At 47.4% G+C, this 26,554-nt stretch carries 16 protein-coding genes; 10 read left to right on the top strand and 6 right to left on the bottom strand.

Annotated elements, in window-relative coordinates; translation table 11 throughout:
- The first annotated feature begins 230 nt into the window (after nucleotides 1-230).
- The 8 genes from IQ257_RS14440 to IQ257_RS14405 all read left to right on the top strand — a co-directional run bounded on the left by IQ257_RS14440 (nucleotide 231) and on the right by IQ257_RS14405 (nucleotide 14,535).
- The gene (locus IQ257_RS14440) at nucleotides 231-2,837 is read left to right on the top strand and encodes an adenylate/guanylate cyclase domain-containing protein (protein WP_193876249.1); all 2,607 of its coding nucleotides are present in this window, start codon (nucleotides 231-233) and stop codon (nucleotides 2,835-2,837) included.
- A gap of 125 nt (nucleotides 2,838-2,962) precedes the next feature.
- Complete coding sequence (locus tag IQ257_RS14435) at nucleotides 2,963-3,148, top strand: hypothetical protein (RefSeq protein ID WP_193876247.1); 186 nt, start codon at nucleotides 2,963-2,965, stop codon at nucleotides 3,146-3,148.
- A gap of 31 nt (nucleotides 3,149-3,179) precedes the next feature.
- On the top strand, nucleotides 3,180-5,510 hold the full coding sequence (locus tag IQ257_RS14430) for a CHASE2 domain-containing serine/threonine-protein kinase (RefSeq protein ID WP_322744337.1): 2,331 nt from the start codon (nucleotides 3,180-3,182) through the stop codon (nucleotides 5,508-5,510).
- A 327-nt stretch (nucleotides 5,511-5,837) separates the two neighbouring features.
- Nucleotides 5,838-11,084, top strand: a complete 5,247-nt coding sequence (locus tag IQ257_RS14425; protein ID WP_193876245.1) for a Hint domain-containing protein — start codon at nucleotides 5,838-5,840, stop codon at nucleotides 11,082-11,084.
- A gap of 8 nt (nucleotides 11,085-11,092) precedes the next feature.
- A complete protein-coding gene (locus IQ257_RS14420; RefSeq protein ID WP_193876243.1) occupies nucleotides 11,093-11,749 on the top strand; it encodes an Imm26 family immunity protein in 657 nt (218 codons plus the stop codon).
- Nucleotides 11,750-12,158: 409 nt separating this feature from the next.
- Nucleotides 12,159-12,911 (top strand): hypothetical protein, encoded by a 753-nt coding sequence (locus IQ257_RS14415; RefSeq protein WP_193876241.1) that lies wholly within the window; start codon nucleotides 12,159-12,161, stop codon nucleotides 12,909-12,911.
- Nucleotides 12,912-12,945: 34 nt separating this feature from the next.
- Nucleotides 12,946-13,584 carry a pentapeptide repeat-containing protein gene (locus IQ257_RS14410; protein WP_193876239.1) on the top strand — a complete coding sequence of 213 codons (639 nt, stop codon included), beginning with the start codon at nucleotides 12,946-12,948 and terminating at the stop codon, nucleotides 13,582-13,584.
- Between the two features lie 81 nt (nucleotides 13,585-13,665).
- A complete protein-coding gene (locus IQ257_RS14405) occupies nucleotides 13,666-14,535 on the top strand; it encodes a hypothetical protein (protein WP_193876237.1) in 870 nt (289 codons plus the stop codon).
- Between the two features lie 175 nt (nucleotides 14,536-14,710).
- Here IQ257_RS14405 and glgP read toward each other — a convergent pair whose 3' ends face one another.
- A complete protein-coding gene (gene glgP / locus IQ257_RS14400; protein ID WP_193876235.1) occupies nucleotides 14,711-17,272 on the bottom strand; it encodes an alpha-glucan family phosphorylase in 2,562 nt (853 codons plus the stop codon).
- A gap of 305 nt (nucleotides 17,273-17,577) precedes the next feature.
- On the opposite strand from glgP, the gene IQ257_RS14395 reads away from it, so the two are divergent.
- Together IQ257_RS14395 and IQ257_RS14390 are read left to right on the top strand one after the other, a co-directional pair.
- Complete coding sequence (locus tag IQ257_RS14395) at nucleotides 17,578-17,694, top strand: photosystem II reaction center protein I (protein ID WP_193876233.1); 117 nt, start codon at nucleotides 17,578-17,580, stop codon at nucleotides 17,692-17,694.
- Between the two features lie 122 nt (nucleotides 17,695-17,816).
- A complete protein-coding gene (locus IQ257_RS14390; RefSeq protein WP_193876231.1) occupies nucleotides 17,817-20,501 on the top strand; it encodes a DUF3769 domain-containing protein in 2,685 nt (894 codons plus the stop codon).
- 214 nt (nucleotides 20,502-20,715) lie between these two features.
- On the opposite strand, the gene IQ257_RS14385 is transcribed toward IQ257_RS14390, so the two are convergent.
- The 5 genes from IQ257_RS14385 to IQ257_RS14365 all read right to left on the bottom strand — a co-directional run bounded on the left by IQ257_RS14385 (nucleotide 20,716) and on the right by IQ257_RS14365 (nucleotide 26,462).
- Nucleotides 20,716-21,888: a citrate synthase gene (locus IQ257_RS14385; RefSeq protein WP_193876229.1), complete on the bottom strand. Its 1,173-nt coding sequence runs from the start codon at nucleotides 21,886-21,888 to the stop codon at nucleotides 20,716-20,718.
- 94 nt (nucleotides 21,889-21,982) lie between these two features.
- Nucleotides 21,983-22,480, bottom strand: a complete 498-nt coding sequence (sixA, locus tag IQ257_RS14380) for a phosphohistidine phosphatase SixA (RefSeq protein WP_193876227.1) — start codon at nucleotides 22,478-22,480, stop codon at nucleotides 21,983-21,985.
- Between the two features lie 65 nt (nucleotides 22,481-22,545).
- On the bottom strand, nucleotides 22,546-23,817 hold the full coding sequence (locus tag IQ257_RS14375) for a DHH family phosphoesterase (RefSeq protein ID WP_193876225.1): 1,272 nt from the start codon (nucleotides 23,815-23,817) through the stop codon (nucleotides 22,546-22,548).
- A gap of 216 nt (nucleotides 23,818-24,033) precedes the next feature.
- Nucleotides 24,034-24,531, bottom strand: coding sequence for an HNH endonuclease (locus tag IQ257_RS14370; RefSeq protein WP_193876223.1), 498 nt, complete (start codon nucleotides 24,529-24,531; stop codon nucleotides 24,034-24,036).
- A gap of 425 nt (nucleotides 24,532-24,956) precedes the next feature.
- A complete protein-coding gene (locus IQ257_RS14365; RefSeq protein ID WP_193876221.1) occupies nucleotides 24,957-26,462 on the bottom strand; it encodes an adenylate/guanylate cyclase domain-containing protein in 1,506 nt (501 codons plus the stop codon).
- Between the last annotated feature and the right edge of the window lie 92 nt (nucleotides 26,463-26,554).

Genomic DNA, 26,554 nt, shown 5'->3' with positions numbered 1-26,554 from the left:
GAGCAGAGGAGCAGAGGAGCAGAGGAGCAGGGGAGCAGAGGAGCAGGGGAGCAGAGGTGCAGGGGAGCAGAGGAGCAGAGGTGCAGAGGAGCAGAGGAGCGGATTCTCCCACTGAGAGCGATCATCTAGAATTGGCTCATAGGGCAAAGGATATCAACAGTGGTAAATCTTAAACCTATAGAGTACTCTTATTCGTATGCCAGGAACGTTCTCTGACGCTAAAAAGAGATATGCAAGCTCCATCTTCCAATCGGTCTGCGGCTCGCAGTGAAACAACTATTGATGTTTCTCCTACCTACACCGAAGACCAAGTAGTTTATCAGCAACAGCAAGCATCTTCCGGTGCATTAACGACGACGACGGGAACTTTTACGGCTTTTCTCGCTCCCCTCACTCAGGATAGTTTCAAAGAAGTTGTCACGGGGGTAGAAAAGAAACTTGAAGTCGTCAACCAAACCCTGTCAATGCTGCTTGACAGTCAAGGGTTTGAGACGATCCTCCAGGAGATGTTGAATGCCATCACCTTGAAAACAGCGGAGCTATTGGCTGCAGACCGGACAACGATATTTTTACTCGATGAAGACAAGAATCAATTATTTTCGATAGTAGCTGAGGGTGAAGACGGCAAAACCATTGAACTGCGGATTCCAGCGGACAAAGGAATTGCAGGTGAAGCAGCTACTTTAAAGACCGTTGTTAATATTCCTTACGATTTCTATGACGACCCGCGCTCAGTTTTCGCCCAGAAGAAAGATCGCGAAACGGGCTACCGCACTTACACGATGCTGGTTTTGCCCCTGTTGGGTGAGAATGGAAATCTAGTTGCTGTCGTCCAATTACTCAACAAACTCAAAAATCCGTTTGACCCCAGCGCTCCCTTAGAGCAAAAAATCGATCAGAAAGGCTTTACCGAAGTCGATCAAAAACTGTTTGAGGAATTTGCCCCGTCGATTCGCTTGATTCTAGAGTCATCCAAATCCTTCTACGTGGCAACCCAGCAACAACGGGCAGCCAATGCCTTGATGAAGGCAACAGAATCTCTCAGTAAGAGCAGTTTGGATCTCGAAGACACCCTCAAACGGGTGATGAATGAAGCCAAGGAGCTGATGAATGCAGATCGCAGTACCTTATGGCTAATTGACCATGAAGCCAATGACCTGTGGACAAAAATTCCCCAGTCAGACGACTCAATGATGGAACTGCGTGTGCCAATGGGAGTTGGCTTTGCTGGAAAAGTCGCTGAAACGGGAGAAATTTTAAATATCCCCTTTGACCTTTACGAACATCCTGACTCAGATAACGCCCAAAGAACCGATCCCCAAACGGGTTATCGCACCTGTAGCTTGCTGTGTATGCCTGTTTATAATGCTGATAATAAGTTAATTGGCGTTACTCAGCTACTTAATAAGAAAAAGAAAGGTGAGTTTCCCCCCTACAATCCTGAGGATTGGCCCAAGGCACCAGAATGCTGGAAGGCGAGTTTCGACCAAAGTGATATTGCCTTTATGGAGGCGTTTAATATTCAAGCAGGTGTCGCTCTCCAGAATGCTAAGTTGTTTGCGATGGTCAAGCAACAGGAACAACTCCAGCGCGATATCTTGCGCAGCTTGACCAATGGTGTCATTTCCACTGACAAAGGGGGTAAAATTATTGCTGCCAACGAAAGCGCCAAAGAACTGCTGGGCTTTAGCAAGGAAGACAGCATAGAGGGACTATTGGTGCCGGAGTTGATCAAGATTAAAGAGGGGAATTTTTCTAACTGGTTCCGAGAGGCTTTAGATGCCAAAGATGATAAAGCCCGCAATCAGTACTACCCCGACCAAACTTTAAGGACTAAGAATAAGAAAGAAGAACACAGCGTCCACCTGTCAATCAACTCGATTGCTGATGCTAACGATTCGAGTAATGTTTACGGTGCGTTGGTGGTTATGGATGACATCAGCGATGAAAAACGCCTTAAGAGTACCATGTATCGCTACATGACTCAGGAGTTGGCAGAGGAGCTACTTAAACTCGGCGATGCCAAAATGGGAGGCGATCGCAAAGAAGTGTCTATCCTCTTTTCTGATATTCGCAGCTACACCTCTTTGACTGAAAAGCTACAGGCAGAAGAGGTGGTAAGTATGCTCAACGAATATTTTGAGTCGATGGTTGAGGCAATTTTTAAGCACAAAGGCACCCTGGATAAATACATTGGCGATGCGATCATGGCGGTCTTTGGTTCGCCCTTACCCCTGCCGGATCATGCCTGGAAAGCGGTGCAAACGGCTGTCGAAATGCGCCACCGATTAGCAGAATTTAATGCATGTCGCCTTAGCAATAAAAAGGAAGAGATCCGTATTGGGATTGGCATTAACTCCGACTGTGTTATTAGCGGCAATATCGGTTCGAGTAAGCGGATGGAGTTCACCGCCATTGGAGATGGCGTAAATCTGGGTTCTCGCTTGGAAAGTGCTAGCAAGCAGTACGGTAGTGACATCATTATCAGCGAGTACACCTTTGAACCCTGCAAGAATCTGATTTGGCACAGGGAACTAGATTGTATCCGCGTTAAAGGCAAAAATAAACCGGTCAAAATCTATGAAGTTGTCGATCTCATCGAACCCAATCGCTCACTTCCAGAGGAGAAAGAAAAAATCATCGAACTTTACCATAAAGGACGCGAGTATTACCTGAAGCGTATGTTTCGCAAAGCCTGGAATGAGTTTGCCACGATCGTCGAAGAAATTGACCCGGATGATAAGGCAGCAAAGTTACAGATGGAGCGGAGTCAGCATTTTCTGCAAGAATCTCCACCAGATGACTGGGATGGTGCCTGGACAATGACTGAGAAGTAGTTGAGAAAGACTAGGTGCTAGGGGCTAGAGAGAGATTTTCCCAGTCCCTATCTCCTGATCAGAATTATTTTTAAAGTCCGCTCTAGGAAACTCGAAAAGATAGATTATCCCATGGGATAGGCAAGATGCCTGCCTTACAAAAATACTGGGGTATTTTTTTATTTGGAGAGTTTTTAGCAGAGTTTATCGTTGTGTTACAGTTTGCGAAAATTATTGCTAGCGTTGAGGTGTTCGTTATGGGTAGTCAGGTACGTGAAATTGACGAGTGGGGAGTTAACTCAAAATTCAACAGACGAGATATCCCTTCTTGAGACGCCTCAAAAATCGAAACTCTCTAGAGTGGTGTCCCATTTCAAACGCATCAGTAGCTTTGTCGTCAAGCATCCGGCATTGGTGGCAAGTCTGACGGTAACAGGGATGTTGCTAGGAGTACGGCAGCTTGGTTTGTTGGAGCCAATGGAACTGAGTGCTTTTGACCGAATGATGCAGGTGCGTCCAAGCTTACCACCAGACCCGCGCCTTTTGGTGGTGACAGTAACTGAGGAGGATATTCGGTCTCTAGAGCGGTGGCCCATGCCTGATGCGGTGATGAATCAGCTTTTGCAAACCTTAGAGCAATATCAACCCGCAGCAATCGGCTTAGATATCTATCGGGATATTCCAGTGCCACCCGGTAACGCTGAACTATCTGAGCGGCTGCAAAAAAGCGATCGCATTATCCCCATCTGCCAACTCAAAGATGCTGAAAATCCTGGCACTCCACAACCACCAAGAGTGCCAGAATCCCGTGTTGGTTTTTCTGATCTAGCCGTCGATGCGGGTGGCACGGTTCGCCGGGGTCAGTTGTTTCAGTACCTACCTGCCTCCCCTGGTTGCACAACTCCCTATTCTTTGAGCTTTCAGCTAGCACGGCGCTATTTAGAGGAAAAGGGGATTAAGCCAAAAACGATCCGAAAAGACCAGCAGCAAGAGTATCTACAAATAGGTCGAGCTGTCTTCAAACCGCTCTCCTCTACCTCGGGTGGCTACCAGAAAGCAGATACAGGTGGCTACCAGATTTTGCTGAATTACCGCTCTCCCGAAAAGCTAGCCCAGCGCGTTACCTTGACCGAGGTTCTCCAAAACCGCATTGATCCGACTTTGGTCAAAGATCGCATTGTTTTGATTGGGGTTACTGCTCCCAGCCTAAAGGATACCTTTTACACTCCCTACAGTACCGAAGAAGAACGCCTCCGGAAAATGCCAGGAGTTGAGGTACACGGTCAGATTGTCAGCCAAATTCTCAGTACAGTGTTGGATGGACGACGGCTGTTTTGGTTTTGGCCTGAGTGGGGGGAAGTTTTGTGGATTTGGGTCTGGTCGCTGACTGGCGGTCTCCTTGTGCAGGTGACTCGCCATCCTGTCCAACTCGTGTTGATTGAAAGTTTGGCTGTTGGTCTTTTGTTAGGAACATCTGTCGTTCTGTTTTTCGAGTCAGGATGGATACCCGTCGTAGCTCCCGTATTGGGGTTGGTTGCTAGTGGTACTGGGGTTCTTGCTTATAGTGCCTATCAAGCTCAACGAGAAGCAGAAATAGCAGAGGAGATCCGTCAAGAAACCGAGAAAAAAGCTCGGGAACAAGAAAATAACATTGCAATGTTACAAGCTCTTTTGAGGGAGAGAGCGAACAATCCACCGATAACGACTGAAGAAGAAGTACAAACGGAACAAATCCAAGTACCCGAAGATGATTCAACAGCGATTTGGAATGCTCAAGGTGATTCAACGGCGATTTGGAATGCTCAAGGTGATTCAACAGCGATTTGGAATGGTCAAAACGCTGAACAAACTCCTTCAAAAACCCAGAATCAAACAGACAATCCTAACCTGCTGTCTAGACGCTACAAAATTAATCGTGTTCTAGGCTCTGGGGGATTTGGACTAACTTATTTAGCAGAAGATATACTCAGACCTGGTAAACCCAAATGTGTGGTCAAGCATTTGAGACCCGCTCTTCGCGATGAAAAATTCTTAAGTATTGCTAGACGGTTATTCCACACGGAAGCAGAAATTTTGGAAAAGTTGGGTCGGCATTCTCAAATTCCTCAGTTGCTGGCTTACTTTGAAGAAACTCAAGAGTTTTACTTAGTCGAAGAATACATTCAAGGTGATGCCCTGAACGAAGAACTGCCAGTGGATAAGCGACTCCCAGAAGCAGAAGTTGTGGAATTAATCCAGGGAATCTTAGAGGTGCTGATGTTCATTCACGAACACGGCGTTATTCACCGGGATATCAAACCGAGTAATATTATTCGTCGTCACCCCGACGGTAAAATTGTCTTAATCGATTTCGGAGCCGTTAAAGAAATTCAACCCCAAGGGCAGACGGATGAAGAACATCACACCGTCGCTGTTGGGACTCGCGGTTATTCGCCAGCAGAACAGTATGCAGGACATCCGATTTTTAGCAGTGATATTTATGCAGTGGGGATGATTGGGATTCAAGCCCTGACAGGTATTCCTCCCCACCAGTTACCCGTTTTCGAGGAAACAAACAATGTAGACTGGCGTAATTTAGCTAATGTCAGTGAAGAACTTGCCCGAATTTTAGATAAGATGGTTCGCTACCATTTTCCTGAACGATATAAGTCAACTACGGAGGTTCTAGAAGAATTGAATAAGATTGAAGTATAACGATTCAACCCACATTCCGCCCTTTCAACTGTCACAGTCGATAATTTGGACAGGTAGAGCTTAAGCTCTGGCAGCACTTCTTGAAGAAAAAAGAAAGCAACAGTACAGACAATCAGCACAAGATGCGATCGCACCTTTCAACAAAAATTAATAAATCTTGTGTAAACCTTGAGTGTCTTGACCCCATTAAACCTTATATGATAGAGAAATTAGACGACTGACGCACCCACTCTTCAATCGTGAGATATGTAGATTCACAAAATTATAGAAGAGTGGTGTTTCTGCCGAAGTCCCCTATAAACCCCAATTAAGTTAGAGGCGCTGGCGATGTCTTCTCAAAAGCCAATCTGGAAAAAAGCGTCCGTTCAGTCCAATTCGACGCCAGTACCCAATCCCCTCCAGACGCGACCTTTCTCCGCCCCAAAACCGTCCTCAGCTCAACAAGAAACGCCATCCATCCAAGAGCAACTCGAAAGAGCATCCCGTTTTGGTTACAATGCCTCCAATATTCCCATTAATGCCCCAGGTACACCCCCCCCGCCACCACCGATTCAGAGTAAGTTAACCTTTAATGGCTTATCCCATCCGTATCAGCAGCAGGTAACACCAAGAGCCAATGTAATAGAAACTCAGGTCAATTCACCCCAACTTCAGCAAAAACCTATCGAGCGACAAGAACTATCTTCAGAAGAAGCATTCGATGAACCGGAGTCAAATGGTAGCCTTCAGCGTCAGAAAATACCCGATGGTGGAGACGGGATAATACCTAAATCCGAGGCAGATAGCATCCAGAATCAGGGGGGAAAAGGCGAATTACAATCTAAAGCTGCACAAAAAACCCATTTTTATCATAATTTCTTAGAAATCCCCGTCCATTCTCCAAGCACACCACCATCACCAATACAAAGACAGGTCATCTTTGACAGGTTAGACAACCAATATCAGTATCAGCTACAGAGGACACCCGTTGTGACTTCTGTCTGGAATCGGTTGAATCAACTTCAAGTTGAGCAAGTTAGTCAAAATCAGACTCTTGAGCGAAAGGAAATTGCTGAGGAGGAAGAAGTACAAAAGCAGCCGCTAGCGGAAGAAAAGAAAGCAGAAGTTTCACCACAGCCTAAAGAATCCACTGCCGAGCAATTGGCTAAAAATGAGGGTTCTCAGGAGAGCCTCAATACTCATGACGAACAGACTGAGATAGCTGACGAATCGCCGATTCCCAGCAAAGAGGCAACAGCGAAGACAACATCTCCTAGCACTGAGCGTCCTCCTGACAATCCACAGGCACAAGCCGTAGCGAAAAAAAATGCCCTGAAAGCAAAAGCCAAGGCAGTTAAGTCGGATAAGTCTAAGTTGTCCCAGCCTATTGAAACCGTTCCACAACGGGAGCAATCCCCATCGGCTGCTGAAAATGTCCCAGATGGGCAGGCAAAAGATGGGGCTAGTCCCGTAGCCGCCGAGATGGAAGCGGCTGCTCCTAAAGCGATTGAGTTACCCCAAGAGGCAGCCGCCAAATCTGAAGGAGAAAAAGTTCAAGGGGAAGAGGATGCCCAAGGAGCGGGTACAGACAATGGCGCAGCAGTAGAGGGTGTACCAGAAGCGCAAGCTCTTGAACAAAGTGTCGCTAAAGACGAATCGGCAAACCTTAATCCCGAAGGCAGTGGTGAGGCAGCAAGTCCTGAAACAGTAGCTCAGAAGGAAGAAGCCACAGCCCAAGCTTCAGAAGCCAATGCCAAGCTGGAAGCCACCAACGCTGAGGCGGCTCAGTTAGCCTCTACTGGAATCAGCTTCGCCTTGCCGCAACAGGAAGAAACTGCCCATGCCAATGATGGGCTGGTCATTTCCCGCAAAGCCGATAACCCAGGCGGTGATTCAGCCTTTCTCGAACAGCAACGTGCTGCTGCCAGCAGTATGGCAAGTGGATTCCTCGCCGATGGCGCTGGACGTGTACAGACTATCACCGCCCTTGGGCAAACCATTACACCGAGTATCCAGAGTGCAGCCGAGTCAGCCAAAGCCGTTATTATGGCGGGTATTGAACAACAACGGGCTGCGGTGACAACTCAGATTGCTCAGGTGCGTGCTCAGGCTCAAAGCGAGGCACAGGCGACACTCGCCCAGATTGGATCACAGCATCAGGCGGCTGTAGCGGCGATTGGGCAAGCCACGACGACAGCTCGCGGAAAAGTCGGAACAGGATATACGACAGCGCTCACCACGGTGGATGAGCGTGAAAGTAACCAACTCAAGCGCATCGATGAACTCTATGCCCAAGCTGACAAAGCTTACCGCGCCGCTGGTACAAAGGTCGGTGATGAGGCAGTGGAGAGAGGGGAACAAACGGCAAAGGGCTTTGAAAGCCAAGTCAAGGGTGAAGATGACAGCCTGTTAGACGGTCCGGTGACTGATGATAAATTAAAGGCTAGAGCCAAAGCTGCCAGAGATGTAGCCGGACAATATCAGCAAGGTTTAATTGAAGAAGCAAACAAACAGGCAGACGAGGGTCAAAAGGGCAAGTCGAAAGACCTGGAAACCGTCCGCAAAGCGGCTACTGAATCTCGCCAAACCCTCGAATCACAGCAAAAAGCAGCACTGGATAGTCTGAATACTGCCCAAGAGCAAGCGCTTTCCCAGGCTCAACAGGCACAGACAAGCCTGACTGAATCAGCCAACAAGACCCTCGAAAGTACTCTACAATCCCTAGAGCAACAGGAAGCTGCCCAATTGCAACTGCTGGCTGATTATGGTCAGCGGCAGATATTAGCCATTGACCGAGATGCCCAAAAAGCGATCGCATCTTTACAAGATGGGGTTAACCAAGCCGCTTCTAACCTACAAAGCACCTTACAAGGTTTCCAAGGTGAAATGCAAGGGATGGCAGCTCCTGACCCACAGGCTTTGAGTGCTATTCTAGCTGAAACTCTGGGGCAGATTGACGGTGCGATTGCTACTGTACAAGGTCAGCTTGAGCAGGGCATTGCTGGCTCTGTTCAAGGGATCACACAGGGCAATCAGCAGACGCTTCAGGCACTCACCTCAATGGGTCAGAGCGCAATTGAAGAGTCCACAGCCGCAGGTCAAGGCTTAACCGCCACCCTGACTGGTTTAAAGCAGGGTGCTACTAATACTTTCACTCAGCTTCAGCAAACCCATACAACTACAGTTACCAAGAGTGCCGATACAACCGTTGAAGGCTTCGGCAAAGTCACTGACGGCGTTAAAAATCTTTTCGACCAGATCGACAAAAACCTAGAGAACGGATTCAAGGATAGTGCCAAGGGGTTAGAAGATGGGCTGCGTGGTGCTTTAGACAAAATGGATGCCGATATCCAGAAATATGGTGATGAAGCGGCCGCTCAGGTACAACCCCGCTGGAAAGGGATTCTCAAGATTATTCTCGTTATCGCAGTGATTGTCGTTGTCGCTCTGGTCATTGGTCCGGCTGTCATTGGCGCAGTCGGTGCAGCCGCTGGAGCGCTGGGGGCAAGTGCGGCAACTGCCAGTGCGGTTGGGGCTATTGTGGGCGGTGCGATTGTGGGTGCGGCGTCTGGTGCTGTGATCCAGATGGGCAATAATGTCATCGACGGCAAGAATCTCATGGATGGCGTGGGCAAAGCCGCTCTTGTGGGTGCAATTGGGGGTGCCCTTGGCGGTGCAGGTGGTGTGTTAGGTAACGCTCTTGTTAAAGGTGCGGGACTAACTCAATCCCTCCTGAAAGTTGGGATTGATATGGCATTAGATACGGCTGGCAATATTTTGGGCGATTTAGCATCAGGCAATCCTATCACCTGGGAAGGAATTCTAACGGCTGCTGGTATGGGGTTGGCAATGTCGGTGGGTATGGGTCAGCTCGGTAAGATTAAGAGTATTGAGGGAATTCAAGGCAAATCTTCCCAGTTTGGAGAAGGAGTTGGCGGTTACGCGGGAAGTAAAGTTAAGAGTGGTTTTGGCGGTGGCATAGATGTGCCGACGGGTGGTCGTCCGGATGTTGATCTGCCCAGCGTCAAACAACCTGAAGTGGAGGTGAAAACTCCTGAGACAGAAGTGAAAGCTCCTGATACGGAAGTCAAGGCTCCTGAAACAGAAGTCAAAACCCCCGACACTGAGGTGAAGGCTCCTGAGACTGAGGTGAAAGCTCCTGAGACGGATACACCCAGTGGACGCACAACCCATGCAGATGAACCGGAAGTCGAACCTGGAGTGGTTGCCAAAGAGCCAACTGCTGATGGACGCGAGATCAAAGTTACAAAAGAAGGCGAAGTCCTCCGTTGTACGGGTAAATGTGACCTGATAGATAATCCTGAAGTTGACAGTATATCTAACCCGAAGCGAAAAGCTGAAGAGGCAGCAGAGCTTGTTGAGCAAGGAGGGAACAAAAAACCCAGGCTTGACGACGAGGCATCTACAGTTAAATCTGAGGAACCAGTATCAACGACAAACGAGCAAGTCGGTTCTTCGGGTAAGCGTTGGGATGATCCCACGATGACCGAAGCCGAGTTCATTGCCGACTATAAAAGTCGTTATCCCAAATCAACACTATCTGACGCCGAGCTGAAACAATACTATCAGAATGGACAGCGCCTCAACCCTGAGACTGGACGGCTTGCAGCACCCATACGACCCATTGAACCAACTGGTACTAGACAAAATCTGCCCACAGAAGGAGAAGTGTTTGAGGCTTGGCAAGCTTACCTCAAGGGTGACAAATCCAAACCGCCTTGCTTCCCTGCTGGAACTTTAGTCAAGACTCCAGAAGGTGATCAAGCGATCGAAAATCTTGCTCCTGGCAAATTCGTATTTGCCTATGACTTTGATGCAAATTGTGTAGTAGAACGCCCAATTACAGCAGTTCACAAAAACTGGACTCAATTTATAGTAGTTATTGAAACTGAACAAGGAAAACTTTCTTCTACCCGCAGTCACCCCTACTGGGTAGAAAGTGAAAGTAAATGGCTTCGAGCAGTAGACATACAAAAAGGTATGATGCTGAGGTTAATAAATAGTGATTTACTCACAGTCCACTCAGTGGAAACCTATGCTGCTGAAGAAGACACTTACAATTTCGAGGTAGAGCAATTCCACAACTACTTTGTTAACTCGTCAGGTGTTCTTGTTCATAATGGTGATGGTGACGGGAATACATCAGGTTTCGAAAAAACAGATACCTTTGCAACAGATATATACGCAGTTCGAGATTTGAATACTGGTGAGGTCATTTATATAGGTAAATCTATTCAGGGAGTCGATACCAGGTTTGAACATCACCTAAACGATCCAAAGAGTGCCGTTCACGACTATATCAATAATCGAGAGAGCAAGGGTTATATCCCACTGGATGATCCATTGCGTAGAGCACCAGATTTCCCTAAAAATCTCATTGATACTGTTCTTGAGTCAAAGAGTATACGCTCAAGTCCAGACAGCGGCTGGACTCGTTATGAAACTGCTGTTTGGGAACAATATTATATCGACAAACACGGCGGCGTTGGGGTAGGGAAACTGATAAACCGCATCAATGCAATAACACCAGAAAAATTTGTATTATATAGCCAAGGTCATAACCCTTGTATGTAAAATTCAAAATGACAAAGTTCAAAGCTGGCGATATCTTTACCTTCAAACTCCCCACAAGCGAGTATATGTGTGGTCGTATTATGCTGGATGTTAAGCAGCAGTGTATACGTCCGAAGTTAATCAAACCTGAGTCACCATTGGTTTTTTTCAATGGTTCTGTCCTAGTAGAAATCTACAAATCAACTTTTTCTGAACCTACTGCAAATCGTTCAGAGGTTCTAATTCCAGGTGTTTTTATTAGTTCAAATTCCTTAGAGTCAGGTGAATGGAGCATCATCGCTCACGAAACTATCGATCCAAAAGAGGTAGAGTTTCCAGAGTCATTGGTTGCTCGGGGACTACGCGCTCAGTTTATTAGAGGAGAAATTGCTTTAGATATTGATTTAAGAGAGGAAGAACTTGAGCGTATAAATGTATATAGAACCAAAAAGCCATCAGGCATCATAGGTGAAATATGTCTTTACTATTTGGGAAGAGCAGATGAAATCAATAATCCTCGACTGAAAGACATTGAATTGCGAAGTTTAAAGGACTCTGATTTACGCTTTGCAAAGCATAGAAGTGAGATATATCATCTGCTTGGCGAGGATGAGAATCAGTCATATTACGAGATGTCTACTCGTCTAGGTTATGATATCCAGCGATTTTACTCAACCAAGAAATGAGGAATCACCAGTGACGAATATGTCAGGAGAGGGAGAGGTACAGATAATGATTCTTTGTCCCTACTGTCTAAGCCCAGTTGATGAGAATGTCAAATTATGTCCTACCTGTGGTGAAGATACTACTCGTGATGCGCTTGTGGAAATGATCCAAGAACAGTACTTAAACAAGGAACGCAAAAATTGTCGCTTTTGCGGTAAATCTATGTTGAAACTCGCACCTCTTTGTCCCTCTTGCCGAAAGTGGCAAGCTAGATAGTAGAACTTAGCTATAGCGGTTCTCATACTCATGAGGTACAGTAATTTCTCCTTTTAGTCAGCAGTCATGGGTTTGAAATTCAAAGTGTACCTCACAACCGTGAGAAAGGCTATATCTTAATAAAGATACGCAGGGAGGTATAAAACTCGTCCCATGCCTGACAGAGTTGAAATAGTTGTAATTACCAAAAGCTCCCTTCGCAGCAGCCCAGGTCTAGAGCATTTAGTAAATGCTTTTGAAAGTGTCAAAGAGTTTGTCCCTACTCACTGGGGTGTAGATGAACGTGCACGTAATCCATACGACCGTAATGAAGTACTCACTACAGTCAGCGATTTCAAAACCGATTTTTATATGCCTGGTCTGCACCGAGGGCAATCCCCCCGTTACAAAGCTTATTTTTCAGCCAGAAATCAGGGTCTTAATTATGTCAATGTAGAGTTTGGCTCCAGCCTTCGCCAGAAGGACTTGCCTCGCGTCTTTGCACTTGGGGATGCTCTCGCCGCAGAGCTAGAGGCAGAGTTCGGATTAGTTCACCCCGTCTGGCTTGAAGGTAGCCAAGAATACTGTGCATCTGGAAAAATCAACGCTGATGAACTGCAAAAGTATGGATTAAACCCTGTGTGCGCTCGTACCTGGTTTGGTTCGCACTTGGTACAGCTAATTGGTCGCGAACGCTTGTCCAATTCCGGTGCAATAATCCAGGATACACCTTGGGGTGGCATCCAGTTGGATTTAGTGCAGCAGCCGTGGGAATCAGATGTGGAAACGTTAAGCAGCCGTCAACATGAGGTGATGAAGCACCTTCAGCCCTCTGGTGTCTTCGGTGACTATACTACAATCCTCGCATACAAGCCTGGAGCTAACTGGATACCGATTCCGGAAAAGAGTTCCAGCCAAGTAGCATAACGGACAATACACCTCCCTAGAAAGAGCGTAACCTATGAGCAAATCTTCCATATTAGAGCAATTGCACCAAGCTATTGGTCTTAAACAAACCGTCCAGGACGTTGATTTGTCGGGAGTAGATTTGCGTCGGGTGGATTTAACAGAACTCGTCGCAGAGGGTCTACTGGCTCGGGGTACACGGTTCGACTATGCCTTACTGACGCAAGCACAGTTGATCGAAGCTGACTTCAGTGAAGCCAACCTTGATGGTGTCCATCTGGCAAATGCGAACGTGGGATTAGCAACCTTTGACCGGGCATCTATGCGTGAAATCTGCTTAGAGCACGCGATCTTCATTAATGGCTACTGCAAAGATGCCAACTTGGAGGATGCTGACCTAACGGGTGCCGATCTAGAGGGTTCTCTGTTCTTCGGTAGTCGGCTGAACCGGGCAATGCTTCGGAACGTCAAGGCAGACGATACAGGTTTCAACCGCGTTCAGATGGTACAGGCTGATCTGCGGGGCGGAAGCTTTGTAAAAGCCACTTTTAATAAGGCTGATTTGACCCAAGCCAACCTTTCGGGTGGGGATTTCTCTGAGGCTGACTTCCGGGAGGCGAAATTGGAAGGCGTAAACTGGGACGGAGCCAAGCTAACAGATGCGCTGTTCGATTCCGGAGCAGCACCGAGATAGGAACGATAGGACTACAAGCCAGATGGCATCAATCACAAGCAACGAGAGAGTAAAGATTAGGCTGGATATTAGTAGATTCCTATGAGCAGTGATAACAAACATTCTCTTTGGTTGGATTCCACCCGATCGCGTTACTTCCTCATTCCCGACGACCAAGATCTGGTAACTGGAGACTTTATCCTTTGTAATCTCAGTGGGGATGAAAAAAATGTTGATTCTGCTTCCATAGCCTCCTTTGAAATTACAGAATCAGAGGCAAAAGCTTACCTCCAAGCTGAAATGAACCAAGCTTTAGAGGAAGCTAAAAATGCCTTTTCCAACTTCGTGGCATTCTCAACACAGAAATCACAAGCCGCTCCATCAAATCCTACTCCATCATCTGACGATACTCAATCAACTCATAATCTCATCTCCACACTTCTGGGTGTCACTCCTGAAGAACTCCAAAATAATCCTGAAGCTATCCAAACCGCCTTTCTCAATCTTTACACTGAACTAAAGGAATTTGTCAGTGCCTCAACGTCTAAAAACCCTACCGAAGTTGAGGCTGCCCGAGCTCGTTTACACTCCCTACGAAAAACGCTCTCCACCCAGGGAATCAACCTCAGTGAGGACATAGAGGAATTTCCCGACAAGCTGCAAGAGGTGCTTTCTTCCTCAAATATCGAGGGGTATCTCAAAGAAATTGTATCTAAGCTGCGAGATTTGGCAGACAAAATCAACCAGTCACCTGATGCAATTGGGCAGACAATTGATGAAACGATTCAGACGTTGAGCCAAGATTTATTCATTGATGAAGAGAAGCGCTTAGAAGAAAAAAGAAAGCAACAGTACAGACAATCAGCACGGGATGCGATCGCACAATCCTTTAGATCGCGGGGAATTCCCTCATTTTCCGGTGGCGATTTGAAGCCTGATTCCAGTCAGCCGGATGAAAAGACACAGAAATAGCAGATAGATGTTTCGTAAAGGCGAATAGCTTCGCTTCACACTCAAATCGAAAACTACCCCACCCTACAAGAGTTGAGGGTGGGGTATCCTGCCAAAAAAGAAGATAAAGGATGAAATTAAGCATCCAGCATTCTTAGCGTTTGGCTTAATATTTCATACTTCATACTTGTTGAGCTTACGCCCAGAGAACTAAGCCAGGTTCGTAGAGACTTGACAGATTGTCGTGCTTGGGTAGCACGCGCAGGGACAACCCCTGCAAGCCACTGGATTCATACAGGATATCAGCCGTATAAATACTGACATTGTGTTCGTCCGTGCCTTGGTAATCCATAACCACTGGCAAACCGTTTATAATCTGTCCGTCAGCATTGACTTCACCTTGATAGAGTTCAACCTGCACGTCGTTTGCCGTCAATCCTGCTAGATTAAGGCGGGTTTTGACAGCAACGGATTGATTGACGACCAATTCATTGGGTGCGGCAATGTCAATATCTTCAATTTTGATGGTGTACCACTGTTCAAATAGCCCCTGCTTCCACTGGGCTAATTCTTTGGCGGGTTTGTAATTATCCCTAGTCATTGCCGAGTAGCGATCGCTAGCAGGGAAATAGCCACGCATCGCGTAATCCCGCAACATTCTGGCTGTATTAAAGAACGGAGTATTAAGCTTAATGGCATCTTTCATCTTCGCAACCCAGCCGCGAGGAATCCCATCATGGTCGCGATTGTAGAATAGAGGCACAACTTCTTGCTCTAGCAAATCATAAAGAGCATTGGCTTCTACCTTGTCCTCGTAGTCGGGGTCGTCGTATTCTTCCCCATGACCAATGGGCCAGCCCGTGCGGATATAATCGGCTTCATTCCACCAACCATCAAGGATGCTGAAATTGGGCAGACCATTCATTGCCGCCTTCATCCCCGAAGTACCAGACGCTTCCCTCGGACGGCGGGGGGTATTTAACCAAACATCGCAACCCGCAACCATCAGCCGCGCTATGTGGATATCGTAGTTGGGAATGAAAACCACCCGATCGTCAATTCCAGCTTCCCGAACGGTATGGATAATTTCGCGGATTAATTCTTTTCCGGGCATATCCTTGGGATGGGCTTTGCCAGCAATGACAAACTGCACTTGTCGAGCTTTATTGCCCATCATAATTTTCTTAATCCGTTCCATGTCCTGTAGGAACAAATTGGCTCGCTTATAGGTGGCAAACCGACGGGCAAAGCCAATTGTCAAGATGCTGGGGTCTAGGACTTCCTTCGCGTGAGCGAGTTCTGCTGGCATCGCACCGCGATCGCGCAAATGGTTTTGCAACCGTTCTCGCAAAGACACCACCATTTCCGAGCGGCAGCGTTCGTGATTGCGCCACAACTCCTCATCTGGAATTGAGTCAACCCGTTCCCAGAGGGGGTCTTCAGAACCTTTATCCGACCAGCTTGGACCTAGATAGCGATCATACAGTTCCTGAGTAGACTTGGCTACGACACTACGAGCATGGGTGCCATTGGTAATTGCAGTAATCGGGACTTCTATTAATGGCAGCTCAGGCCACAGCCCCTTAAACATTTGCCGCGATACATCTCCATGCAACTGACTCACCCCATTGGTAAAGCTGGATGTCTTGAGTGCCAAGGCTGCCATGCTAAAGGGGGATTGTAAACTACCCGTATCTTCCCGCCCCAGCGCCAGAAATTCCTCTCGTGATAAGCCGAAGATGTCGGCGTAATGTCCGATGTAGTACATCGCTTTATCCGGGGGGAATAAGTCAAATCCAGCGGATACAGGCGTGTGGGTAGTGAAAGCTTGGGTAGACTGAGCGACCTGTTTGGCTTCATCAAAGCTCAAACCATCTTCCTGCATGAGCTGACGAATGCGCTCCAGAATCAAAAAGGCAGAGTGACCTTCATTGAGATGATAGACTGTGGGCTTGATGCCTAATGCTTTTAACGCCTGAACCCCGCCAATTCCCAACATGATTTCTTGGTGAATTCGCAAGTCTTGGTCACCACCGTACAACTCATCGGTAATGTCGTGGTCGTAGGGATTGTTAGGTTCAATATTGGTATCGAGCAAGTAAAGGGGTACGGTTCCGACTTGTACCCGCCAGACTCGAGCATAGACAGTGCGACCTGGATAGTCTACTGCAATCCGCAGCTCTGAGCCATCAGGGTTACGCTCTAGATGCAGTGGCATATTGTAGAAGTCGTTGATCGGGTAGCGCTCTTGCTGCCAACCATCAGCATTCAGATACTGGGCAAAATAGCCTTCCTGATAGAGTAAGCCAACGGCAACAAGAGGCAAACCCAAGTCAGAGGCTGATTTGAGATGATCACCCGCCAAGACTCCCAAACCGCCGGAGTAAATGGGTAAGCAATCGACTAAACCGTACTCAGCACAGAAGTAGGCATAGCATTCATCGACCTCACTTTTGCCGCGATGCTTGCGATACCACGTCCGCTCTGTCAGGTAACTATCCAACTGTTGGGATGCCCGTTCCATTTGCGCCAAAAAACCTTCGTCTTCGGCAACTTCAGTGAGCCGCGCTTGGCTGATGGTGCCCAGCATCAATACTGGATTGTGGCGGCTTGACTCCCACAAGTCACGGTCTAGCCGTCGGAATAAATCTTTGGTCTCGACATTCCAATCCCAGTGCAAGTTATACGCTAGCTTCCGCAAGGGTTCAAGCGCCTTAGGCAGGGAAGGGGAGACATTAAATGTACGAATGGGCTGCATAGAGCGAGAAATTTCTATGTTTTACACGGATAACATTGTGTACCTACTTCTGTACAAAGGAAGAGACTTTTAATACTGTTTTTAATGACACTCTCTACTGGAGAATTGGAACGTCAGACAATTGTACTTCGTCAGGGTTGACCAACAGCCGAGCTAGCGAGGATGATCGATATCTTGAGGAACTTAAGCTTTGATTCGCCTTCCCAGCCCAAAAGGACACCACCTTTGGGTATGATTATGTAAAGTTGTTGCATTTCGCAACACAAATTTTCATTCAGCCATTCGCAACCCTGGGAGATATCAAAATGCTTACCCTCAAAATTGTGGTCTATATCGTTGTTAGTATTTTCGTTGGCTTATTTGTGTTTGGCTTTTTGTCAAACGATCCGGCTCGCAACCCCAAGCAACGGGATTTGGAGTAAATAGTTACGCTTCATCCCTGAGTTTGTCAAAGGGGCGAGGCGTGCCTCGCCCCTCTACTTAGTGTTATGTGCGGCGAACGGTCACGCTTCGGAGCTGTCCCTTCGACTGTTAGTGTTAAAAAATGCCCCAACCCGTTCAGCCGCCTGAAACACCTGCCATTATTCAATCCGTTACCTTAGAGGATGGCGCTAACCAAAACCCATCCTCTGAGGTGATAGTGGTATCGCCCAAGACTCAAACCCAGCCTACGGGGTTAATCGCCACACCCAGCCCACCAGAAACTCTACCACCAGAGTCTTCATCCTTGATGGCTCCCCGTAGTGCGGCGTTGCTCGGTCCGCCGATTTGTGTCAGTCATTCCCAACCCAAAATACCAGTGGCGACACCAGTATTGCCCGTAGCTCAGGTCAATGTCGAAGGTGCCAACCTCCCTAACCCTAGTCCCGAAACTGAGGTTGATGCTCCCTCAACAGAAACCGTTGTGGAGAATGACAATATCGACAGAGAAATTCCTTCAACGTCAAAAAATCCGCAATTAACGTTTGGAGTAGTCAGGGAAGTATCGGTTAAGACGGACTTGCACCCAGCTCGACAGGATGCTACTCCCGCCTCCCCGTCTCCTCATCTCCCCCTCACTAACCCACCAATTAGTTCTGCAAACCCAACTCAGACTAAAAACTCATCCCCTTCAATCCCAAATCTTGCCTCGAATACCACACCAGTGACTCTCGATTTGTCTAATGTCGAGCGTCTGGTGACTCAAGAGCGCTCTGGGGAGGTGAGAGAGTTTGAATTTACCGTGCCTGCACCTGAGACTCAATCAACGCCCGAGGAGGAAGTACCCAATGAGGAAGTCACACCGACATCCCCATCCCCTGGCACTCCAGAGTCTGAAACAACTGAACCTGCCAATCCTGCTGGCATCAGTGGCGTGATCGAACTGACCGCCGACCGACAGGAGTATGATCAAGAACGGCAAGTTATTACGGCAGAAGGAAACGTTGAGCTGCTATTTCGCGGAGCGTTACTGAATGCTGACCGCGTGCAAGTGAACTTGCCCAATCGTATTCTCGTGGCTGAGGGCAATGTGGCGCTGACTCGAGGCGATCAAGTGCTGCGCGGGGAACGGTTTGAGTATTATTTTGTCCAGGATAGTGGTGTCGTTTTAAATGCGAATGGCGAACTGTACGTGCCGACAGCAGGACGCGATTTGACAATCTTGCCCTCTCCGACTGACCCTAATGCTCCAGAGGAACAGCGACCGATTAGCGATCGCATTACCACTAACCAACCTCTACAAGGAATAACTAATCCCGGCTTTTATTCCTTCTTTCTTGGGGGATCTTTTGCTCTAGACAATCAGAATGTCCCTGCATCTGGGGGAGTGATTAACCGATTTCGTTATGAAGCCGACCGAATTGACTTTGAGGGATCAGAAACTGTTGCCACAAATGTGCGACTAACGAATGACCCTTTTTCACCCCCAGAGCTGGAATTACGAGCCGATACTGCCCGATTTCGTCGGATTTCACCTTTAGTGGATGAAATCGTTGCCACCCGCCCCCGCTTGGTTTTTGATCAAGGATTGTCAGTGCCAACATTCCGTAATCGCGTTGTGATTGATCGCCGTCCGCGATCGCCTGGTTTGGTAAACTTTGGCTTTGATGATGATGATCGCGGCGGTTTGTTTGCCGAGCGTACCTTTGAGGTAGTGAATACTCCCGCCGTGCGATTTAGACTCACGCCCCAGTATTTTATCCAAAAGGCGATCTTGGGGGATGATAACCCGAATACGCCGGGAATGGATGAGGGGGGTATTTTAGACCCGTCGTCCTTTGGGCTCAAGGCTCAACTTGATGCCGTACTGACGCCGCGCACAACCTTGGTAGGGTCGGCAGTATTCACCAGCTTCGATCCCGATGAAATAGAAGACGAACTACGAGCCAGCGTTCGACTTCGGCAGGTAATCGGCACGGGTTTACCTCACAATCTCAATCTAGAATACAGCTACCGCGATCGCCTATTTAACGGTTCTCTTGGCTTTCAAACCGTGCAGAGTAGTTTGGGAGCGGTCATCACTTCACCTGTGATTCCGTTAGGGAATACTGGCATTAACCTTACCTACCAGGGAGGTGTTCAGAATATCAACTCCGAGACAGACCGACAAGACTTGCTCCCACCACCTCCTCGAGATAACAATCGGATTAACTTGACGCGCTATCAAGCTAGTGCTAACTTGAGCCGAGGTTTTTTACTCTGGCAAGGTGAAGCTCTGCCACCCACTCTCACCGAAGGACTACGATACACACCAAGACCCGTGGTTCCTTATTTGTCACTCAATGGAGTTGTAACAGGTGTGGGTAGTTTCTATAGTAGTGGCGATACTCAGGGTTCTCTGAGCGCCACCGTCGGGCTATCAGGACAAGTCGGGCATTTTTCCCGCCCGTACCTCGACTACACTGGGTTTAACATCAGCTATACCCAGGTAGCCCTCGGTGACTTATCTCCATTCCTTTTTGACCGAGTTGCAGATAATCAAGTGCTTTCCTTGGGCATCACTCAACAAATCTACGGTCCCTTTCGATTGGGGTTTCAGACTTCATACAACATAGATACGGGTGAGCAAATCAGCACGGATTTCTTCTTGGAATACAGCCGTCGCACTTACAATATCCTGCTGCGTTACAACCCAGTTCAGGAATTGGGTTCTATCAGCCTCCGGATTAACGATTTTAACTGGGCAGGTAATCCGGGATTGTTTGATGGTTCCGAAATTCGTCCGGTGGTACAGGGGGTGACTCGGTGATTGGGGACTGAGGACAAGGGGTAATAGTAAAAAATAACTCAGCCTTGTTCTTTCAATCCAGGAACGGTATTGAGGGGATGTTCAGAAGGGTTTTGTCAGATTTTACCAGATTTCCTTGTCTCTGAACCACTCTCAACACCGCTCAAAATATTGGTAGTTAAGGATTTCTGTTTTTTGCAGCCAGCCCTAAATATTTCCCTTCTCCCCGACTCCCCTAGTGAGGTGTTAGTCCATTTCCATTTTGAGGGTTTTGCCGCTCTTCGATTGAAATGTAAGGGGCATCGTGGAAACCCGTATAGATTTGAGTAGGGCGGTAAATCCGGTTGACGTTTAGCTGTTCCTTCCAGTGCGCTAGCCAACCTGCCACCCGAGCGATCGCAAATATAGGTGTAAACAAGTCTGTGGGAATGCCCAGTTTCCGGTAAACCAGACCTGAATAGAAATCAACGTTTGCGTAAATCCCTTTATACGCCAGTTTTTCTTCAACAGCTCGTTCTAGCTCCACGGCAATCTCATAATATTTGTCGTGTCCGAACTTCTCAAACAGTTGTTCGGCTAAGTTTTGCAGAATCGTAGCTCGTGGGTCTTTTACTTTATAAACCCGATGACCAAACCCCATAATCTTTCCCTTACGCTGCAAGCGATCTTCGAGATAGGGGCGGACGTTCTCTACCGAGCCAATGTCTTCGAGCATCTGTATCACTTCTTCATTCGCTCCTCCATGCAAAGGTCCAGCGAGAGTTCCCACGGCTGAAGCTATCACAGCATAGGGATCAGTCAGGGTTGAAGCCGTTACCCTTGCTGAGAATGTGGAGGCATTCATAGTATGTTCGGCATGAAGCGTCAAGCATACGTCAAAAATTCGGGCAGCTAGCGGATCAGGTTTCCGCTCGTTCAGCATATACAAAAAGTTGGCGGAGTAGTCTAACTCATCATTAGGCTGAACAGGATCATTGCCTTTCCGCATCAGCTTGAACGCTGCCACCATTGTTGGAATTTTCGCTAACAGACGCACCACGGCTTCCCGAATGTATTCCGGGTTATCTAAGGCGCGTTTGGAATAAAAAAGACCTAAGGCTGCTGCTGAGGCTTGCAGGGCGTCCATCGGATGACCCGTTTCGGGAAAGCATTTCATCATATCCCGAATCCGGTACTTGATGCGTCGATGGTAGCGAATTTCAGTCTCAAACTTTTTGAGTTCTTCCTTAGTCGGTAATTCGCCCCAAATCAGGAGATAAGAGGTTTCTAAGAACGTACTTTTGGTTGCGAGTTCTTCAATGCGAATACCACGATACTCCAGTATTCCCTTTTGCCCATCAACGTGGCTAATACTGGATTTAGCAGCAGGGATTCCTTCTAGACCTGGCTTATACTCGCAGACAGTCATAGGTACTACCGAACTAGTTTGAAACTTACTCAGGCTACATTACCAGAAACAAGCAGATTAGTAACAAGCATTACAAAATTTATTAATTTTTTATTTAGAGTAACCATTTGGGAGCAGCCAGCAAAAACAGATCGCTTTGTCCTACAGGGTTTCCAGAAGCTGGTACCTTTACCCCAATAACTCCTGCTTTTTTGAGGACAAGTTTCTCTTTAGCCTCGCCCCAAACTAAGGTTTCCGCCCAATTTCCCAAATTCGGTTGATGACCCACCAGTGCCACACATCCCTCACCTGTGGCGTTTTGCCGTCGTACCTCTAACCAATGAACCCAGCCATAGATATCCCCATCTGGTGCCAGAGCGGGAAACTCTTCAACCTCTGAACCCAGACCGACTTCTTGCAAGATGATAGCCGTTTCCCGCGCCCTTACCAGAGGACTGGTCAAAATCCGGTCAAAATGCAATCTGCGATCGCGCAGTTGCTTGGCAACCTTGGTGGTTTTCTGACGCCCTTTGCCAGTCAGGGGACGTTCCTCATCGTTGGCGTAATCTTCGCCCTCGGCGGCAATGCCGTGGCGAATCAAGTATAGTTCCATCGTTAGGAGTCAGAAGTCATTGAATCTTGCCCAGGTAGAGTTTGGATGATAAATTATACCACAGATTAGCTAGTATGAATCAAATTATCCTTCGGATTGACCAACCGCCAGAGCTTTTGCTTAATTTGAATATCAAACACTTCCCACTTCAGCTTGGCGTATTCCCCATTGTCATTAAATCCGCCCAAAAATCCAATCGGAATTTCAAAACCGCCTGCCATCATCCGTCCACCACCGAAGAAGCGTCCTTGATTGTCTTGACCGAAAGCTTCTTTAATAAACTCATCAGGATCGAGGGTTAATTTGCTCGTTCTCAATGAGCCAATCACGACTTCTAATTCTTCGTCTTCGTCGTGAACAATCCCGTAAACCACGGCGGTATGAACGTTTTCTTCTGTTACCAAAAAATCTGCCGCTTGGGGAATAGCATCTCGATCATCGTAGCGCAGGTAGCCAACGCCAGCGATGGAGAAATTATTCTGGACAATACGATTTTTGAGCGATCGCTCGATCACATCCATTACCCGTCGAGATCGCGCTGTTTGCAGTACCGCATTCAACAACTGAGCATCATAGAAACGGCTGAGATAGCCAGCCGCCAGAAAATCTTCTTCGGTTGCTCGCATTAAGCGATCGGTATCTGATCGCAAACCGTGCATCAGTGCCGTTGCACACTTGACGTGAGCGCTGATGCTGCTGTCGAGCTTGAGCAATCCTGCCTGAAGGTACTGAGTTAAAATAGTGGCAGTGGCTCGTGTTTGCGGTCGCACGTCGGTAAATTCTGCCTTAAGATCTTCCTGAGTACTGTGATGATCAATCAGCACAGCCATTGGAATACCTGCCTGTTTCACAAAAGACATTAGCTGTGTTGTCGTTCCCTGATTGTCAATCAGAACACAACCCTGATATACTGAGAAGTCGCGTTCCTTGAGGCTCTGAACACCCCAGCGTTTAGCGGGCAAGTTGGTCAGTTTCACCAAAGCGATATTTTCTTGGTGAGAGAGAGTTCCAGCGTAGACGATATCACACTGGATATTGTACTGTTCAGCGATTAGCTGATAAGCCCAGGCACTCGAAAGAGCATCGGGGTCGGGAAAATCTTGAATAACAACAAGTTGGCGCTCGGATTTGTGACCTTCCAAAGCCTGTTGCAGTTCGGCTACTTTTGTTTCTAGCAAGTCTATTCGTGACCGATGATCGTGGGAACTTCCGTTTTGGCTAAGGGAGTTTTTATCAGAGGATTCCTGCTGTTGAGAGATACCCGTGAGGGAATCGGCACTAGAGGCAGACTCTGAAAAGGAATCATTAAGAGGTGTGAATGTGGAGTTGGATGTCATGTCAGTGAGTAGTCAACGTGTTCGGCTCACATCAGCACTGTATTGAATTCAGTGCTAGAGCAGGTTGTGATTGAGTGGATATTAACCCTCTTCACATTTTTGCAAACTAACTCATCACCTATAGACTACCTGTTGGCTGAGATTTGTGACATTCATCCACCAGCTTGTTAGCTCAATACCCTGTTTACTTCCTCCTTTGCTCGACAAAACCCAATGTCAAATTCCGATTACATACTTTCGCCACTCCTGATGCAAACCCCCTTTGATGTGTTTGGCAACTTCAAAATAAAGGCTGCTGTAAGGTTTTCGGGGTTGATGTCGCAACATCATGTTGGCTTCTTTTGGGGTACGATTGCCTTTTTTGACATTGCAGCGCACGCAGGCGGTAACAATGTTTTCCCAGGAATCTCCCCCATGTCGAGAACGGGGAACAACGTGATCGAGTGTTAAGTCGTCACCGATGTAACCGCAGTATTGACACGAATGACCATCACGGTGGAGGATATTACGGCGCGTCAGAGGAATTTCTTTATAAGGAACCCGAACGTAATGACGCAACCGGATAACTGTGGGGAGTGGTAACTCTGGATAGACATACTTGCCGTTATGTTCAACCTGCTCCGCTTTCCCTTTAAGCAACAAGACAACCGCCCGTCGCCAATTGGTGATGTTGAGCGGTTCGTAGGAGGCGTTTAACACCAGAACCTTGCCCATGTGCAATTGAGAATTAGAGGATTGTTTCCCAGAATATTAACACAGGTCTGTTTGGCTTGGTTATGGGAAGCAGCCTTGTCAAGGTGGTAGGTATATGGAGAGGCAGAATAATTCGGTATATAGCACTACAAGTTTAGGTTAGGACATCCCTACATACTGAAACCCATTCACAGCTTACTGTTCCCTGTTCCCTGTTCCCCGTTCCCTAGCGCGTAGCGCTATAACACCCCAATTTTACTGCTTATACAGATTATTTCTGCATAATACGCCGCTCAAGCTGAATAGCCAGAATCTTTCCACATATTTTCAGATTCCTGGCGGAGGTTAGCAGATGTACTATCGGATACGACGTGAAGACATTACAACCAGCTCGAAGCCAGCGATCATATCCTGACTACCTGAAACCTTGACAGGGCTAGAACACATTAGCTATCCGATGCCACTTTTGCGCCTTCGAGCCAGTAGGTGATCATCTCTCCCTTCCCTTTAATCTGAATAGATCCTCGCCTTTGGAACCGAAACCGATCGCGCAAGAGCTCGTAGGTAACATCTGTCACCTGAATGTAACCCGGCAACCCGTGGGATTCCATTCGGCTAGCAGTATTCACCGTGTCTCCCCACAAGTCGTAGCTAAATTTTTTGATACCGATGACGCCTGCAACCACAGGTCCACTATTAATGCCGATTCTGAGCTTGAAGTTGCGACCCGTCTCAGCGTTGAACTGGTTAATCGCCGCTTGCATATCCAAAGCCATTTGAGCGATCGCCTCTGCATGATCTAGGCGGGATTTCGGCAAACCCGCCACAACCATATAGGCATCACCAATCGTTTTTATTTTCTCAATCCCGTGTTCTTCAGCCAAGCGGTCAAACTTCGAGAAAATTTGATTGAGGATACCCACTAGTTCTGTCGGAGAGGTTTGGGTCGAGAATTTGGTAAAGTCAACCAAATCACCAAACAGAATTGTTACTGCCTCAAAACTTTCGGCAATCGTCTGTTGACCCCGTTTCAAAAGCTCGGCAACCGGTTGAGGCAAAATATTGAGTAGCAAAAGTTCGGCTCTCTTGCGAGCCAGGGTCAAGTCCGTTTCTGTTTTTTTGCGGTGGGTAATGTCGGCAACCGTACCTTCGTAGTAGAGAAGGTTGCCTTTCTCATCTTTAACTATGTCTATATTCTCGGCAATCCAAATAACACTGCCATCTTTGCGATACACCTGAGACTGAACATCCGACACTTTGTCATACCGCTTCATGAGCGCCGCTAACTCTTCTGAACGCTGGGGTTTGACGTAAAGTTGCTGTCCGATATTCGCAATTTGAGCCATGAGTTCTTCTGGGGAGTCATAGCCTAAAATGCGAGCCAGTGCAGGATTAGCGGTGATGTACTGCCCCTCAAGGGTGGCTTGAAAAATACCCTCGGTGGCGTTTTCAAAGATGCTGCGATATTTTTCTTCGGCTTGCCGCAAGGACTTTTCTATTCGGTTTCGTTCCTGAATTTCTCCTTGTAACTGTAGGTTTTGCGCTTCCAGTCGTTTTTGTAGGTTCCGAAGAGTTAGGTGAGTGATGACTCTCGCTTTCACTTCTTCCTGCTGTACCGGTTTAGTGATAAAGTCTACCGCTCCCAGCTCAAATCCTTTGACCTTATCCACTGTTTCAGAAAGGGCTGACAGAAAAATAATGGGAATATCTTGAGTGGATGGGTTAGCCTTCAATCGCCGACAGGTTTCAAACCCATCAATACCAGGCATCATCACATCCAGCAGGATGAGGTCAGGCTTGGCATATTCGACTTTCTGGATAGCACTTTCACCATCCTGAGCCACTAAAACTTTAAAGCCAGAATCAGTCAAAAAGTCAAAGAGTACTCCTAAATTGTGAGGAGTATCATCAACAATAACAATGACGCCTTGATAGGAATTTTCATCACTCATGAGGTTAGGCTTACTGCCTTAAATTTAGTATACGGAGGTTGTTGGTTGGCATCAGGATAAAGCCATAGCGGGGGAGTTGGGGAGCGGGGGAG

Origin of the sequence: Coleofasciculus sp. LEGE 07092, from assembly GCF_015207375.1 — a bacterium.
In the GTDB taxonomy this organism is placed as follows: Bacteria; Cyanobacteriota; Cyanobacteriia; order Cyanobacteriales; family Coleofasciculaceae; genus LEGE-07092.
The sequence above is the reverse complement of the archived record's forward strand: the minus strand, read 5'-3'. Positions and strand labels throughout refer to the sequence as shown.